Below are 14,679 nucleotides of genomic sequence, written 5' to 3'. Positions count from 1 at the left end.
TCCCCGGGCCGGTGAGGTCAGCGCTCCCGGTACTCCTCCATGGCCACGACCTCGCGCAGGAAACCCCGGACGTCGAGGAAGTTCGACAGGTACTGGCGGTGCTCGTCGCAGGCGGTCCACACCTTGCGGCGGTCCGGGGTGTGCAGCGCGGGGTTGTTCCACACCAGCGCCCAGGTGGCGTCCGCGTGGCAGTCACGGCGGGAACAACGGGGCTCCGCGGGCCGATTACCCAATTCTGACCCCCAGGGAATTGTGCGGCCCGAATGGTCAAGCCACGGTCACGATCGGTTGTGGTCGCCGACGCCGGCGCGGACCGATGCTGTCGCAGAGGAGGAAAAGGGCGACGCCGGGTGGCTACGGGGGCAAACCACCCGGCGTCGCTCACGATGTTCCGACGGGGGCTCGAAACATCGCCGCGCGCTTCGACGGGGGACCGAAGCGCTAGAAACCAATGTACACCGAGGCCCCCGGGGGTACGTCAAGAGTGCGTTACGACGTTGTCTCGGGACAGTCCCGCGAATCGGAGGTCCTCAGTCCCAGGTCAGGCATCATTGCGCGGTCCGGTCGCAGGGCGGTTCCCCAGGTCCGGGAACGGCGCCCGCGGCGGGTCGGCCCCGTGCCGGTCGCCGGTGGGCGACACGCCAGGAAAGGGTCAAGAGCGAAGCGGCGGCCGGGCAGGCGCCCGCCCGTGCGCCGGAAGCGTTCGGTGTGGCGTTCGGGGAACGCGGGGAGGCAGGGACAACGGGGGGTCGCGTCCACGCGACCGGACAACGGACAGCGCAGGGGGTCGCTCATGTCCCACAACACGTACCGCGTCACGGAGATCGTCGGAACCTCGCCGCAGGGGGTCGACCAGGCCATCCGCAACGGCATCGACCGGGCGGCGAACACACTCCGGGGCCTCGACTGGTTCGAGGTCACCGAGATCCGCGGACACATCGAGGACGGCGTCGTCGCGCACTACCAGGTCGGGATGAAGGTCGGGTTCCGCCTGGACGACTGAGCCGAGCGCCCCGCCGGGGTCCCGGGCCCGGCGCCCGGGGCTCCTCGGCGCGCCCGGTCGGCGCCCACCGCGCGGCGGTCCCGCGCCGCGCTCAGCCCGTTTCGGAGGGTTCCTCCCCCCGTTGCACGTCGACGTGGACGTGGTCCAGGTGCCGCAGGATCTCGTTGTCGGAGCCGGTCTCGTAGGCGCGCCAGCCCAGTGACGGGTAGGAGGTGCTCCAGATGCGGTCGTCGAAGATGATCACGGCCACGTCGTAGTCCGGCGCGTGCGCGATCAGCCAGTGCGCCATGACCCATCCCGCGCGCCGGTTGTCCTCGCCGACGGGCCGGTAGAAGACGTCGATCGCCCGGCCCTCGTAGTGCGCGGAGTCGTCTCCGTGCCCGGTGTCGAACCCGCCGGGGCGGTACCCGCCCAGGCTCAGCCCGGTGAAGACGCCCTCCATGCCGATTCTGAGGTCCTCGGCTCGCGAGGTGAGGCCCGACGGTTCCAGCCCCTCCTGGACCTCCAGGGCCGGTTCGTTGGTGGAACGGCAGGTCAGCGAGGGGCTGGTGAATCCCCCCGCCCCTCCGCCAACACCGTCATCACGGGCTCGGGGATGTCACTGGTGTCCGGCGCCTCGACCGGGGCGTCCTCCCCCTGGGCGGCGACCGCCGCCGCGGTGGTCGCGCGACGGGCCTGGTCCCGGTCCAGCGAGAACCGTTCCTCGCCCGCCCACGCGGAGCACTCCGGTCCCCAGGGCGAGGAGACGCCCTGACCGCCCGTCCGCTCCAGCACCCACCGCGCGGTCATGACGGCCACGACGCTGAACGCCACCAGGACCGCCACGGCCAGGATCAGTCCGTTGCGGCGGCCGGTCCCCCGCGTCGCACCCGCCATCCCGCACCCCTCCACGCTCGGGCCGGGCCCGGCTCCGGACCCGGCGCGGACACACCAATAGTCGGTGAACCGCGAAGGCGTCCGGAGCATTTCCCCCGTTGCCGACTCATTCCGTGAACTGTGCCGTCCCCTGGCACGGGCCGGAGCGGCGATGGGGCGGCGTGACCGTCGCCCGCCTGCGCCGTTACGCGGGGAAGCGGGCGCGGCGGCCGAACGCGCACGGCCCCGTCTGACCGGAACCGGCCAGAGGGGGCCGTGCGTCGCGCCTCGGCCGGCGAGGCTCAGGGGCAGAGGGCGTCGAGGTCGCTGGGGTCGGTCCCGACCTGGCGGCCGGGGTCGGCGGGGGAGGGCTCGTTCAACCCCGTGTACTCCTGCCACTCGGTCTGGTCGCCCTCCGGCGCGGCCTCCTCCATGAGGGCGTCCTCACCCGAGGGGGAGGGAGAAGGGGAGGGTTGGGCGGGCAGTGCGTCGCCCCCGGCGCCCCGTCCGCCGATGGCGTCCGCGACCAGGGCGCGCACGGCCTCCCAGTCCGGGTTGGCCGTGTTCACCTGCGGCGGGGACAGCTGGAGGGTGCTCATCGTCCCGGCGCCCGCGAGCACGTCGCCAGTTCGATGAACGCGGGGACCTTCGCCTGGGGGATGTCCGTGCTCAGCGTGCGCTCGGTCGCCCCCGCCAACCGCCGGTAGCTGGTGAGGATGGTCCCGGGGTCGATCTGCTCGGCCACGTACTTGATCAGGCAGCCCTGGCGGCCCATCCGTCCGTAGTCGTCGGAGCCGACCCGTGAACGCCCGTACCACAGCGCCTCGTGGCCGTCGAGGCGGCGCAGCCCCGGTTCCAGGACGCCTCCGTGCACGCCGTAGGGGATGGGCTCCTCGATGAGGACCTCGATGCCGCCTACCGCGTCGATCAGGTCGCGGAATCCCATCATGTCGACCATCGCGAAGTACCTGATGTCCAGGCCGATGTTGTACCCGATCACGGTCTTGAGGGTGTCGGCGGACGGGTCGGCCACGGTCGGGTTCATCGCCAGGACGTCGGGCTCCTCGGTGACCGTCTGGTAGACCTCGTTGAGCAGGTCGTCGAAGCCGTACGGCGCGGGGTAGCGCTCGGCCAGCACGCTGTCCGGCGGGAACTGGACGTTCTCCAGGTTGCGGGGCAGCCCGATGAGCACGGTGTCACCGGTCTCGGTGTCCACGCTGGCGACCATCATCGAGTCGGTGCGCGCGCCGTACCGGTTCTGCGCGGCGTCGGCGCCCAGGAGCAGGACGTTGATCCGCTCCGCGCCGTTCCACGGGTCGGCGGCGTCGTGCGGTTCGTCGCCGGGCTGGGGAGCCCCGAAGACCGCGGACAGCGTCCGCTGCGTGGTGTACCCGCCGTGCAGGGCCAGGGCCGAGGGCAGCGCGACCGTCAGGCACAGGACGGCGACGACGGCGCCGCCGAGCAGGCGGCGTCCGACCGGGGCGTCCACGGGGCGGGTGATGGCCCAGGAGTGCACGATGACGGCCAGCCACAGCACCGTCACGACGAACACCGCGACCATGGCCCCGGTGAGCCAGCGGTTCTGCACGGCCAGGCTCGCCAGGACGGCCACGGCACTCGTGTCGTGGAGGCCGATCCACACCGCCCAGCCCGCGATGCCGGCGAGGCCGAGCAGGTACGCCCCAAGGATCACCGTGCCCGCTCGCCGGAGTCCCATCCGCAGGTGGGCGACGCCCGGCAGGGGCAGCGACGCGACGGTCCACAGCAGCGCACGCCCCGTGCTCGGCCGCGCGGGCGCCTGGTCCCGCTGGTCTTCTTCGGCTGCCACCGGCGATTCCTCTCCAGCCGGGGGGCGGCGGCGCCACCCCCGTTCGGTCGCGCCCGCCACGGTTTCGGGCGGAGGGCGCGCTCGCGCGCCCGGGGGTCGACCCGGACGCCTCCGTCACGTAGACGATCCCAGGACGCGTTCCGGTTCCGGTCGTGTTCGCGCCCTTGGACCAGTTGTACGGGCACTTTCCGCCGCCGTGAGGGGGTGCCCCTCGCACGCACGGTTCGTACCCGTCAGTTCAGTGTGGCGCTTTGCCGGACTTGTGTGCGCGGCGGTCGCCTCATTAGGGATGTTCTATACAAGTCTGTTATGTGGCGGGGAGGTCGTCGCTGGGGGGTTGGGTAGCGCTTTTGGGCCGATAGAAGGGGTGAAACAGCCGATTTCTTTCGTGATCAGTAGTGAACCGGCGCGACAGCTGCGATGATCTGGCCGCAGGAGGGGGCGCCGTCTGGGGGAAGGGCGGCGTCATGGGAATGAAAGGCACCATCGTGCTCGATGCGGTTGACGCGGCGCTCATGCGTGCGCTGCAGGGGGACGGCAGAGCGACGTTCCAAGCACTGGCCGACGGGGTCGGCCTGTCCCGGACGGCCGTGCGCGCCCGAGTCCGTCAGCTCGTGCAGTCAGGGGCGATCAGGATCGTGGGCGTTCTACACGCCGGGGTCGTGGGCATGGAGGTCCTGGGCCACGTGTCCTTCAGGGTCAGCGGCCCGGTGGGTCCGCTGATGGAGGCCCTGGACGAGCGCGAGGCCGTGACCTTCGCCGCGCACTCGGCGGGGCGCTTCCCCGCCGTCGCGCAGGTGCGGGTGGCCGACGACGGCGCGCTGACCAAGGAGTTGGCCGAGTTGCGCGCTCTGCCGGGAGTGGAGGGGGCGGAGGTCTTCCGCGCCAACGCCGTGTTCAAGGACGCGCACAGCAGCGTGCGGGAGCTGAGGGACGTGGAGCTGGACGCCCTGGACTGGCGGCTGGTGCGCCAGCTGCTCCGGGACGGCCGGGCCTCCTACGCGGACCTGGCGCGCCAGGTCGGGCTGTCCCAGGCGGCGGCCCGGTCCCGCGTGGTGCGGCTGCTCAGCTCGGGCGTCGTGCACGTCACGGCGATCGTGGAGCCCTCGGCGGTGGGCGCCAACGAACGGCTCGGCTTCGGCCTGCGGTGCCGCGGGGACGCCGAGACGGTCGGCGCGGCGCTGGCCAACATGCCCCGGGTGTCCTTCCTGGCCAGCGGTTTCGGACGCTACGACGTCGTGGGGACGCTCACCGCCCCCGACCGCCACCACCTGGTGGAGTGCCTGGAGGCGGTCCGCGTCGCTCCGGGGGTCGCCCACGTGGAGACGTGGGACCACCTGTCGGTGCGCAAGGAGCGCCGCGGCGGCGAGCGGCCGGTGGGGTGGATGGCGATCTGAGGCTCGGCCGTGCCCGGCGCGTGCGGTCCCCGGGGCGTTGCCCCGGGTCCGCGCGCCAGGCGCGAGCCTGAATGTAACCGCCGGTAACATTTTCACGTGTTTCCGGGACGTATGTCTTGCGTCACGCCTAAGTTACCCGTGAGTATAGAGACGGGTCGGCCCGAGCCGACCGCACCGGGCGCGGGTGTAGTGGGAGGCTGACGTGGCGCTTGCGAGGACGTTGACGGCGGCGGGCACGGCGGCGCTGGCCAGGAACGGCGCACGGCCGTTCGGTACCCACCTGTTCTCTGTCTGGCCGGGGGCCGCGTTCGCCGCGACCGCGTTCCCGGTCCGCTGCGTCCCGGGGGACAACCTGGCCATCCACGTGGCCGTGGCCCAGGCGCGACGGGGTCGGCGCTGGTCGTGGACGTGGCGGGCGAGCCGGAGTACGGGTACGTCGACGAGATCATCGCCGTCGCCGCCCGCACGCGCGGTGTCGTCGGCATCGTCCTGGACGGCTGCGTGCGCGACATCGCCGCCATCGCCCACAGCGAGCTGCCCGTCTTCGGCGCGGGGGTCGCCGTGCGCGAGGCCGGGCACGAGGCCGGCGGCGCGGTCGGCCAGCAGATCAGCATGTCGGCCGCCGGCGGTCCGGGCCCCCTGCCGGTGCGGCGGGGCGACTGGATCGTCGCCGACGACGACGGCGTCGTGTGCCTGCCGCGCGGCCAGGTGAGCACGATCATCGCCGACACCGTCAGCGGCATCACGCGCGACCGCGCGCTCGTGGAGGCCGTGCACGCGGGCGAGAGCACCCTGGACCTGCTCGGGCTGGACCCCTCCCGGGTCGCGGGTTGGGACGGCGCGCCCGACCGCGGCGCGCGGCGCGGGTCCGGGCACGCGCGGTCCCGGACGACCCGCCGGGACCAGGCCGTGCGCGGCGCGGAGGGCCGTTCGGGGGCGCGGCCGGGCGTCGTGGCGCCGCGACGGGTCGCGGGCGACGTCTACGGCGGGGAGTAGCGGACTGGCGGCATCGGGCGAGGGCCCGGGTCCGGTCGGCGAGGGAGCGAACCGACCCGGGCCGTGACCCCGTACGGCGGACACGATGGGAGAACGCCCTGGGGACCTCGTGAGCGGCGACCGCCGCGGTCTCACTCCTCGGTGAGGGAGAGCAGCTCGTCGATGTAGCAGGTCGCCTCGCGGGCGGCCGCGGTCGCGTCGGCGGCGCGCACGGCCTCGACCAGTTTGGAGTGGTCGATGCCCTCGGACGCCGACGACGACTGCCCCGTCGCCTCGTCGTTCTGTTCGTAGGCGGTGTGCGCGATGCTCGCGTAGACCACCTGGGCGATGTCGTCGTACAGGTCGATGAGCAGGGTGTTGTGCGTGGCGTTCACCACAGCCCGGTGCAGTGCGAAGTCCGACTCGACGAACACGCTCATGTCGCGCGCCCGCCAGGCCTCCTCTCGCAGGTTCATCGCGCGGTCGATGTCGGCCATGTCCTCGTCGGTGTGGCGCAGCGCGGCCAGGCGCGCGGCCTCGACCTCCAGTGCGCGGCGGACCTCCAGGTTCTCACGCAGCCGGGAGCGCTCCAGGCGTCGGCGCAGGGCCCCGCCCAGTTCACTGGAGGCGCGCACGAAGGTCCCGGCGCCTGGCGAATCTCCAGCAGACCCGCGTGGGCGAGGGCGCGGACGGCCTCGCGGACGGTGTTGCGGCCGACCTCAAGCAGGTCGGAGAGCTCGGACTCGGTGGGGATGCGGTCGCCGACGCCCCATTCACCCGAGTCGATCTGCGCTCGTAACTGACTGATGACCTGGTCCACCAGACCGGTCCGGCGGGTCGAGGCGAGGGGCACGCGTTACCTCCTAGGGGCGGGTCGCCGGATGACAGGGCGAGTGTGCGTGTTCGGATCGGTTACGCGGGAGCTTAGACCAGTTGCGCCGAGGAATCGTCGGCGATCGGCAATGCGTTATCCTCATGAAGTACATTGGGTCATCCTATGAATCTGTGAGCCAGTTCGCATGAGCGCCGCACCAGCTCCCCCGACCACCTCGACGAGCGGTCACCCGACACGGGAGACCGCTCCTTCACGTCCCCGGTGGGCGTTTCCCCTGCTGGTCGCGGTGGGTATCGGGCTGGCCGCGCTCAACCTGCGCACCGCGATCACCAGCGTCGGCCCCGTGCTCGACGAGGTCACGGCGGGCCTGGGCATGACCGCCGTGGGCGCGGGCGCGCTCACCACTCTGCCCGTGCTGTGCTTCGCCCTGTTCGGCGGACTCACCCCGACCCTCGCCCGCCGCCTGGGCGACCACCACCTCATGGTCTACGCGCTGGTGGCGCTCGTGGTCGGCCTCACCGCCCGGGCCGCCGTCGGCGAGCCCTGGCTGTTCCTCGCGCTGAGCGTCGTCGCGTTGGCCGGCGGCGCGATCGGCAACGTCATCCTTCCCGCTCTGGTCAAGCACCACTTCCCCGACCGGGTCGGCCTGATGACGACGGTCTACACCACCGCGCTGGCGGCGGGGACCGCCATCGCCGCAGCCGCCACCGTGCCGCTGGAGCGGGCCACGGGGGACTGGCGGATCGCCCTGGGCTCCTTCGCCGCGTTCGGCGTCCTCGCCCTCCTGCCGTGGCTGCTGGTCCTGCGCGGAGGCCAGCACGGCGGACGCAAGGGCCGGGTCCTGGGGGTGCGGGACGTCCTGGGCACCGCCATCGGCTGGCAGAGCGTGCTGTACTTCGGGACGCAGTCCTCGATCGCCTACATCCTGTTCGGCTGGTACGCGCAGATGCTCCGCGACCAGGGCATGGACGCCCAGACCGCCGGACTGGCCCTGTCCTACCTGACCACCCTGGGCATCCCGATGTCCCTGGTCCTGCCCACGCTGCTCACCCGCGCGCGCGACCAGCGCCCCTTCGTCGGCGTCTTCGCCGCCGCCTACGTCATCGGGATCGGCGGCATGTGGTTCGCCCCCATGCCCGGGGTGTGGGTCTGGACGACCTTCATCGGTGTGGGCATGGGCAGCTTCGTCTACGCCCTGACCGTCTTCGCGCTGCGCACCCGCACGGGCGAGGGCACCGCCGCGATGTCGGCGTCCAGCCAGAGCCTGGGTTACCTCATGGCGGGGGCCGGCCCCTTCCTCTTCGGGCTGCTGCACGAGGTGTCGGGCGGCTGGCGCGCTCCGCTGCTCCTGGTGCTCGGCCTGGTAGCGGTGAACGCGGTCGTGGGCCTGCTGCTGGGCCGTCCCCGCTACCTGGAGGACGCCATCGCCGCGCGCCGGCGCGGCTGAGACGGGCGCACCGGTTTCCCGGAAGGACCACCCGGGAATCCGCTCCCCCTGGTCCGACCGGTAGGAACACCCACGTCGCCGCTCCCGGGCGGCTCGGGCACGCCGAGCCGATCGTGTCCGAGCCCGACCGGCGGCCGGGCGCGCGGCGGGGTGTGTGTCCGCGGCACGCGCTAGACGGGGAGCCAGCCGACGCGGCCGATGAGGTGCACCGAGCCGACGAAGGCCACCACGTCGATGACCGTGTGCGCCACGACCAGCGGCATCACCCGCCCGTAGCGGTGGTAGAACCAGCCGAAGACCGCGCCCATCACCAGGTTGCCGAAGAACATGCCCACGCCCTGGTAGAGGTGGTAGAAGGCGCGCAGGACCGAACTGAGCAGGATCGCCCGCCACGGCGACCAGCCGAGTTGGCCCAGCCGGTGCAGCAGGTACCCGACCACGATCACCTCCTCCAGCACGCCGTTCTTGGCTGCCTGGAGCACCAGGACCAGGCTGTCCCACCAGTTGCCGTCGAGGGTGCTCGGGTCGATGGTGACCGTCAGGCCGAGCCGCCAGGACACCACGTACACCACCAGCCCGCCCGATCCGATCAGGGCGGCGAGCGCGACGCCGCGCAGCAGGTCCAATCCCGGGCGGCGGACGTCGAAGCCCACCGTGCGGGCGCTCTCGCCGGTGCGGTGCAGGAGGTGGACGACCAGCAGCACGGGCGCGAGCGCGAACACCACGGCGTAGAGCTGGTAGGTCAGGTCCAGCCAGGGCCGCTGGTCGCGCGCGGACGCACCAGGGTCGCGGTCTGCTCGGCCAGGGACTCCGGCGCGGTCAGCACGCCGACGAAGGAGATGGTCGCCGACACCGCGGCCGCGCCCAGGGACAGGGCCAGGACGCACACGACCTCCCAACGCAGCAGGCGCGGGGAGGGGAGGGCGGCGTCGGCGGTGGCTCCGGGCGCGTCCTTCGAGGTCAGTGCGGCGGGTTCGCGGGTCTCGTCAGTCACGGTGTCGACTCTATGGCGTGTGTCGCGGCCGCCGCCGAAGAGAAGGCCGTCGGCCACGCGCGTGTGACACGGACCGCGCGCGGCCGACGGCCGGGGTGGACGGTCGTCCCGCCCCGCCCCAGCCACGAAGCGGGGAGGGAGACGTCGGGGAACGAAGACCAGCGTCAGTGAGCCGCTGAGAACTGGTCTTCCTCGGTGGAGCCGGTGAGAGCCGTGGTGCTGGCCTCGGGAGCGATGGTCGTGCTGATCGAGTCGAAGTAGCCGGTGCCGACCTCGCGCTGGTGGCGGGTGGCGGTGTAGCCCTGCGCCTCGGCGGCGAACTCCGCCTCCTGGAGCTCGACGTACGACGTCATCCCGTTCTGGGCGTAGCCCTTGGCCAGGTTGAACATCGAGTAGTTCAGCGAGTGGAAACCCGCCAGCGTGATGAACTGGAACTTGTAGCCCATGTGGCCCAGCTCGCGCTGGAACTTCGCGATGGTCGCGTCGTCCAGGTGGCGCTTCCAGTTGAAGGACGGCGAGCAGTTGTAGGCGAGCATCTGGTCCGGGTACTCGGCCTTGATCCGCTCGGCGAACTGGCGGGCGACCTCCAGGTCGGGGGTCGCGGTCTCCATCCACAGCAGGTCGGAGTGCGGGGCGTAGGCCAGACCGCGGGCCACGCAGGCCTCGACGCCGTTGCGGAAGCGGTAGAAGCCCTCGGCGGTGCGCTCGCCCGTGATGAAGGGGCGGTCGCGGTCGTCGATGTCGCTGGTGATCAGGGTCGCGGCCTGGGCGTCGGTTCGGGCGATCACCAGGCTCGGGACGCCGGCGACGTCGGCGGCCAGACGGGCGGAGTTCAGGGTCTTGACGTGCTGGCTCGTCGGGATGAGGACCTTGCCGCCCAGGTGGCCGCACTTCTTCTCGGAGGCCAGCTGGTCCTCCCAGTGCACACCGGACGCGCCGGCGGCGATCATGGCCTTCATCAGCTCGTAGGCGTTGAGGACGCCGCCGAAGCCCGCCTCGGCGTCCGCGACGATCGGGGCCAGCCACTCGGGGGCGCTGTCGTCGCCCTCGGCCCAGGTGATCTGGTCGGCGCGCAGGAGCGCGTTGTTGATCCGCCGGACGACGGCCGGGACGGAGTTGGCCGGGTAGAGGCTCTGGTCGGGGTAGGTGTGGCCCGACAGGTTGGCGTCGGCCGCGACCTGCCAGCCGGAGAGGTAGATGGCCTTCAGACCGGCGCGGACCTGCTGGACCGCCTGGTTGCCGGTGAGGGCGCCGAGGCTGTTGACGTAGTCCTCGGTGTGCAGCAGGTCCCACAGGCGTTCGGCGCCACGGCGGGCCAGGGTGTGCTCCTCGGTGACCGAGCCGCGCAGCTTGACCACGTCGTCGGCGGAGTAGGTGCGCTCGATACCGGCCCACCGGGGGTTGGTCTCCCAGTCGCGCTGGAGTGCGGCGCTGGCTTCCTGACGTCGAGCGCTCGTGCCCATGTTCGATCCCGCCTTACGTGTAGTCCCCAAGTGTTCGCACCGGTCGAGGGAGGTCCGGTCCAGGGCCGGGGGTGAGCCCTGGGCGGTAAGTTCCCCGCCGGTAACTATGATTCTTGAGCAAGATCAACGGGTTTTCCACCTGGATCCGTGCGAAGAAGCTTGATTCTTTCCGTACTATGAACGCATGGCGTACTTTGGTGCTGAAGAAATACCGTCTTTGACAGGTGACCTAGATCTCGTCACGTTCGGCCAGCGACTCCGTCATCTTCGCCGCGCGCGTGGAATGACCCTCTCCGACCTGGGGGAACGCGTCGGCCGTGCCCCCTCGCAGCTCTCGCTGCTGGAGAACGGCAAGCGCGAGCCCAAGCTCTCGCTCCTGACCTCCCTGGCCTCCGCCCTCAACGTGTCGGTCGAGGAACTCCTGTCCAGGCAGCCCCCGAGCCGCCGCGCGCAGTTGGAGATCGCGGTCGAGGAGGCCCAGCGCGACTCCCTCTACCAGGGGCTCAACCTTCCGCACCTGAAGGTGGGCAAGCGGGTCCCCAACGACGTGCTCGAACACATCGTGGGCCTGTACGACGAACTCAAGCGCCGCAGCGCCAAGCCGACCGCCACCCCCGAGGAGGCGCGCCGGGCCAACGCCGACCTGCGTCGCCAGATGCGCGAGCGCGGCAACTACTTCGAGCACATCGAGAAGGCGGCCGCCGAGACCCTCGCCGCCGTGAACTACACCGCGGGCGCCCTCTCCCAGGGGCAGATCCTGGCGATCGCCACCCACCACGGCTTCACCCTCAGGTACGTGCAGGACCTGCCCCGCTCGGTGCGCTCCCTCACCGACCACGTCAACCGGCGCATCTACCTCAAGCGCGAGACGACCCTGGGCATGCACAGCCCCCGGACGATCCTGCTCCAGACTCTGGGCCACGTGATCCTGGGCCACCGGCAGCCGACGGACTTCGGCGACTTCCTGCGCCAGCGCGTCGAGGCCAACTACTTCGCGGCCGCGGTGCTCATCCCCGAGTCCACCGCCGTCTCCTACCTGCAGGGGGCCAAGGAGGCCCGCGACCTGTCGGTGGAGGACCTGCGCGACGTCTACTCCGTCTCCTACGAGATGGCCGCGCACCGGTTCACCAACCTGGCCCACCGGCACCTGGACCTGGTCTGCCACTTCATCCGCAACGACGAGACCGGCATCATCTACAAGGCCTACGAGAACGACGGCCTGGTCTTTCCCACCGACGACACCGGCGCGATCGAGGGTCAGCGCATGTGCCGCCAGTGGTCGGGGCGGCAGGTCTTCGCCTCGCCGGACCGTTACTCGATCTACTACCAGTACACCGACAAGCCCAACGGCACGCACTGGTGCGTGGCACACGTCGACCCCAGCCGGGAGCGCAACTTCGCGATCACCCTCGGCGTGCCCTACAAGGAGTCGCGCTGGTTCCGGGGCCGCGAGACCACCAACCGCACCCAGTCCAACTGCCCCACGGGGGAGTGCTGCGTCCGGCCGCCCGCCGACCTGGCCGCCCGTTGGGAGGGCAACGTCTGGCCCTCGGCGCGCGCCCACTCCCACGTGCTGTCCGCCCTGCCCTCGGGGACGTTCCCGGGCGTGGACGAGCACGACGTCTACACCTTCCTGGAGAAGCACGGCCGGGACTGAGCGGCCGGGACGACGTGCCGGGTCGCGCGCGGGGTGCGCGTCGGCCCCGCGCGCGGGGCCGACGCTCGGGCGGTCCGCCGTTCGCCGGGCCCGCCCGCGCACCGCGGGGGCGGGGGCATTGTGTCCGACCGAGCCTGACTGTTACCGTTGGTAACATATAACGGCCTACCCTCCCCCCGGGAGGGACCACAGAAGGATGTAAGCGCATGAGTGAGGCCACCGCGCCCGCCTTCAGCCTGGAACTGAGCCAGGACGTCCGCGACGTCCGGGACTGGACGCACGGGTTCGCCGCCGACGTCATCCGCCCCGCCGCCGCCGAGTGGGACGAGCGGGAGGAGACGCCCTGGCCGATCCTCCAGGAGGCCGCCAAGATCGGCCTGTACTCCCTCGACTTCTTCGCGAACCAGTGGCTGGAGCCGAGCGGCCTGGGCGTCCCCGTCGCTTTCGAGGAGATCTACTGGGGTGACCCGGGCATCGGCCTGGCCGTCACCGGCACCGGCCTGGCCGCGGTGTCCGTGGCCGCCAACGGCACCCAGGAACAGGTCCTGGAGTGGACGCCGCAGATGTTCGGCACGGCCGACGACGTCAAGCTCGCCGCCTTCTGCTCCTCGGAGCCCGACGCGGGCAGCGACGTGGCGGCGATCCGCACGCGGGCGGTCTACGACCAGGCCAAGGACGAGTGGGTGCTCAACGGGACCAAGACGTGGGCCACCAACGGCGGCATCGCGGACATCCACGTGGTCGTCGCGTCGGTGGAGCCCGGGTTCGGCTCCCGCGGACAGGCCACGTTCATCGTGCCGCCGGGGACGCCGGGGCTGAGCCAGGGGCAGAAGTTCGCCAAGCACGGCATCCGGGCCTCGCACACGGCCGAGGTCGTCCTGGAGGACGTGCGGGTCCCGGGTGCGTGCCTGCTCGGGGGCAAGGAGAAGCTCGACGAGCGGCTCGCCCGCGCCCGTGAGGGAAAGCACTCCAAGGGGCAGGCCGCGATGAAGACCTTCGAGGCCTCACGTCCGACGGTCGGGGCCATGGCGGTCGGTTGCGCCCGAGCCGCCTACGAGTACGCGCTGGAGTACGCGACGCGGCGCGAGCAGTTCGGGCGTCCGATCGGCGACAACCAGGGCGTGGCCTTCCTGCTGGCCGACATGGCCACCCGGATCGACGCCGCTCGCCTGCTGGTGTGGCGCGCCGCGTGGATGGCCCGCAACGACAAGGACTTCGACCACGCGCAGGGTTCCATGAGCAAGCTCTACGCCAGTGAGACGGCCACCTTCGTCACCCAGAACGCCGTGCGCATCCTGGGCGGGAACGGCTACACCCGCGAGTACCCGGTGGAGCGCTGGCACCGCGACGCGACCATCTTCACCATCTTCGAGGGCGCGAGCGAGATCCAGAAGCTCATCATCGGCCGCGCGATCACGGGTCTGCCGGTCCGCTGACGCCGTGCCGCGGGAACCCCCGGGGGAATTGAGCCCCGGGGGTTCCCGGTGTTCCCCGGCCGAATCCCCTGCCCCGCGCGAACTTTCCCTTGGTGAACAGCGGGGGATTCGCAAGGTTTTCCGTTCCCTGTTCGGTATGGCTTTCCTACACCTTTGCCGTCAGCACGGCGTGCCCTTCTTCTGGCCCGATCCGTGCCGCTCCTGATTCGACGAATTCCCATGCCATTGTGTTATTCCGCCAATACTGTCGGTGGTGTAACAGATGCCTTGCGTGTTCGACCGGTGTGCGCTGAGGTGGAGGCTGCCATCAGAAGGCGCTGGTCCGCGCCCGTGGCATCCCCGGTGCGACGGGGCGCCACGGATATCCCGCTGAGGCCAAGAGGCGGTTGGGATGGGTGCGGACCAATGGATCGGGTGCGGATATTCCGCCCCGTTGCCGAAAGGGGTAATCCACATGCAGATGACCATCAAGCGCGTCCTCATCGCTGGTTTCGTTGCTCCGGCCGTGGCTCTCACCGCGCCGTCTGTCGCGTTGGCCGACTATGACTACCACCCCCCGAAGAAGAAGCACTCGATCTCGATCAAGGACAACATCAAGAAGCACGGGGTCATCGAGGTCGACAACGTGGTGAAGAGCACCAACGTCAACGTCAACGAACTCACCAACGTGCAGGGCCAGCAGCAGGAGCAGGAGGTGGAGCAGGAGCAGGGCCAGGAGCAGGACCAGGACCAGGAGCAGGACCAGGAGCAGGAGCAGGCCGTGGAGCAGGAGCAGGGCCAGGAGCAGGA

8 protein-coding genes and 5 pseudogenes are annotated in these 14,679 nt (G+C 71.1%); 7 read left to right on the top strand and 6 right to left on the bottom strand.

From position 1 onward, the window contains the following. Window positions 1-17: 17 nt before the first annotated feature. A complete protein-coding gene (locus tag BJF83_RS09970) occupies window positions 18-233 on the bottom strand; it encodes a hypothetical protein (protein ID WP_075926063.1) in 216 nt (71 codons plus the stop codon). A gap of 560 nt (window positions 234-793) precedes the next feature. On the opposite strand from BJF83_RS09970, the gene BJF83_RS09965 reads away from it, so the two are divergent. Further along, window positions 794-1,003 carry a dodecin gene (locus BJF83_RS09965; protein ID WP_075926062.1) on the top strand — a complete coding sequence of 70 codons (210 nt, stop codon included), beginning with the start codon at window positions 794-796 and terminating at the stop codon, window positions 1,001-1,003. A 91-nt stretch (window positions 1,004-1,094) separates the two neighbouring features. Here the strand turns inward: BJF83_RS09965 and BJF83_RS09960 are convergent. Then, a pseudogene (locus tag BJF83_RS09960) lies at window positions 1,095-1,879 on the bottom strand (hypothetical protein). Between the two features lie 281 nt (window positions 1,880-2,160). After that, a pseudogene (locus tag BJF83_RS09955) lies at window positions 2,161-3,686 on the bottom strand (LCP family protein). Between the two features lie 488 nt (window positions 3,687-4,174). On the opposite strand from BJF83_RS09955, the gene BJF83_RS09950 reads away from it, so the two are divergent. Both BJF83_RS09950 and BJF83_RS09945 read left to right on the top strand, forming a co-directional pair. Next, window positions 4,175-5,083 carry an Lrp/AsnC family transcriptional regulator gene (locus tag BJF83_RS09950; RefSeq protein ID WP_075926090.1) on the top strand — a complete coding sequence of 303 codons (909 nt, stop codon included), beginning with the start codon at window positions 4,175-4,177 and terminating at the stop codon, window positions 5,081-5,083. 202 nt (window positions 5,084-5,285) lie between these two features. After that, window positions 5,286-6,079: pseudogene (locus tag BJF83_RS09945) on the top strand (RraA family protein). Window positions 6,080-6,210: 131 nt separating this feature from the next. Here BJF83_RS09945 and BJF83_RS09940 read toward each other — a convergent pair. Further along, window positions 6,211-6,911, bottom strand: a pseudogene (locus BJF83_RS09940) (FadR/GntR family transcriptional regulator). A gap of 166 nt (window positions 6,912-7,077) precedes the next feature. Between BJF83_RS09940 and BJF83_RS09935 the strand changes: the two are divergent. Continuing rightward, entirely contained in the window at window positions 7,078-8,340 is a 1,263-nt protein-coding gene (locus tag BJF83_RS09935) for an MFS transporter (protein ID WP_075926061.1), read from the top strand. Window positions 8,341-8,510: 170 nt separating this feature from the next. Here BJF83_RS09935 and BJF83_RS09930 read toward each other — a convergent pair. Next, a pseudogene (locus BJF83_RS09930) lies at window positions 8,511-9,334 on the bottom strand (CPBP family intramembrane glutamic endopeptidase). Between the two features lie 164 nt (window positions 9,335-9,498). Continuing rightward, window positions 9,499-10,797 (bottom strand): isocitrate lyase, encoded by a 1,299-nt coding sequence (aceA, locus tag BJF83_RS09925; RefSeq protein WP_075926060.1) that lies wholly within the window; start codon window positions 10,795-10,797, stop codon window positions 9,499-9,501. Window positions 10,798-11,014: 217 nt separating this feature from the next. On the opposite strand from aceA, the gene BJF83_RS09920 reads away from it, so the two are divergent. The 3 genes from BJF83_RS09920 to BJF83_RS27855 all read left to right on the top strand — a co-directional run. Next, a complete protein-coding gene (locus BJF83_RS09920; protein ID WP_075926059.1) occupies window positions 11,015-12,454 on the top strand; it encodes an XRE family transcriptional regulator in 1,440 nt (479 codons plus the stop codon). Between the two features lie 206 nt (window positions 12,455-12,660). Then, entirely contained in the window at window positions 12,661-13,890 is a 1,230-nt protein-coding gene (locus BJF83_RS09915; RefSeq protein WP_075926058.1) for an acyl-CoA dehydrogenase family protein, read from the top strand. 454 nt (window positions 13,891-14,344) lie between these two features. Next, window positions 14,345-14,679: hypothetical protein (locus BJF83_RS27855; protein WP_187347122.1), on the top strand; the 335-nt coding region annotated here is incomplete at its 3' end.

The sequence above is a fragment of the Nocardiopsis sp. CNR-923 genome, from assembly GCF_001942255.1.
Classification (GTDB): Bacteria; Actinomycetota; Actinomycetes; order Streptosporangiales; family Streptosporangiaceae; genus Nocardiopsis.
The sequence above is the reverse complement of the archived record's forward strand: the minus strand, read 5'-3'. Positions and strand labels throughout refer to the sequence as shown.

What these genes read in the sequence shown, in the direction of transcription:
- BJF83_RS09915 (WP_075926058.1), top strand. Translation starts at nt 12,661, where the DNA reads ATGAGTGAGGCCACCGCGCCCGCCTTCAGCCTGGAACTGAGCCAGGAC.
- BJF83_RS09935 (WP_075926061.1), top strand. Translation starts at nt 7,078, where the DNA reads ATGAGCGCCGCACCAGCTCCCCCGACCACCTCGACGAGCGGTCACCCG.
- BJF83_RS09965 (WP_075926062.1), top strand. Translation starts at nt 794, where the DNA reads ATGTCCCACAACACGTACCGCGTCACGGAGATCGTCGGAACCTCGCCG.
- aceA (WP_075926060.1), bottom strand. Translation starts at nt 10,797, where the DNA reads ATGGGCACGAGCGCTCGACGTCAGGAAGCCAGCGCCGCACTCCAGCGC.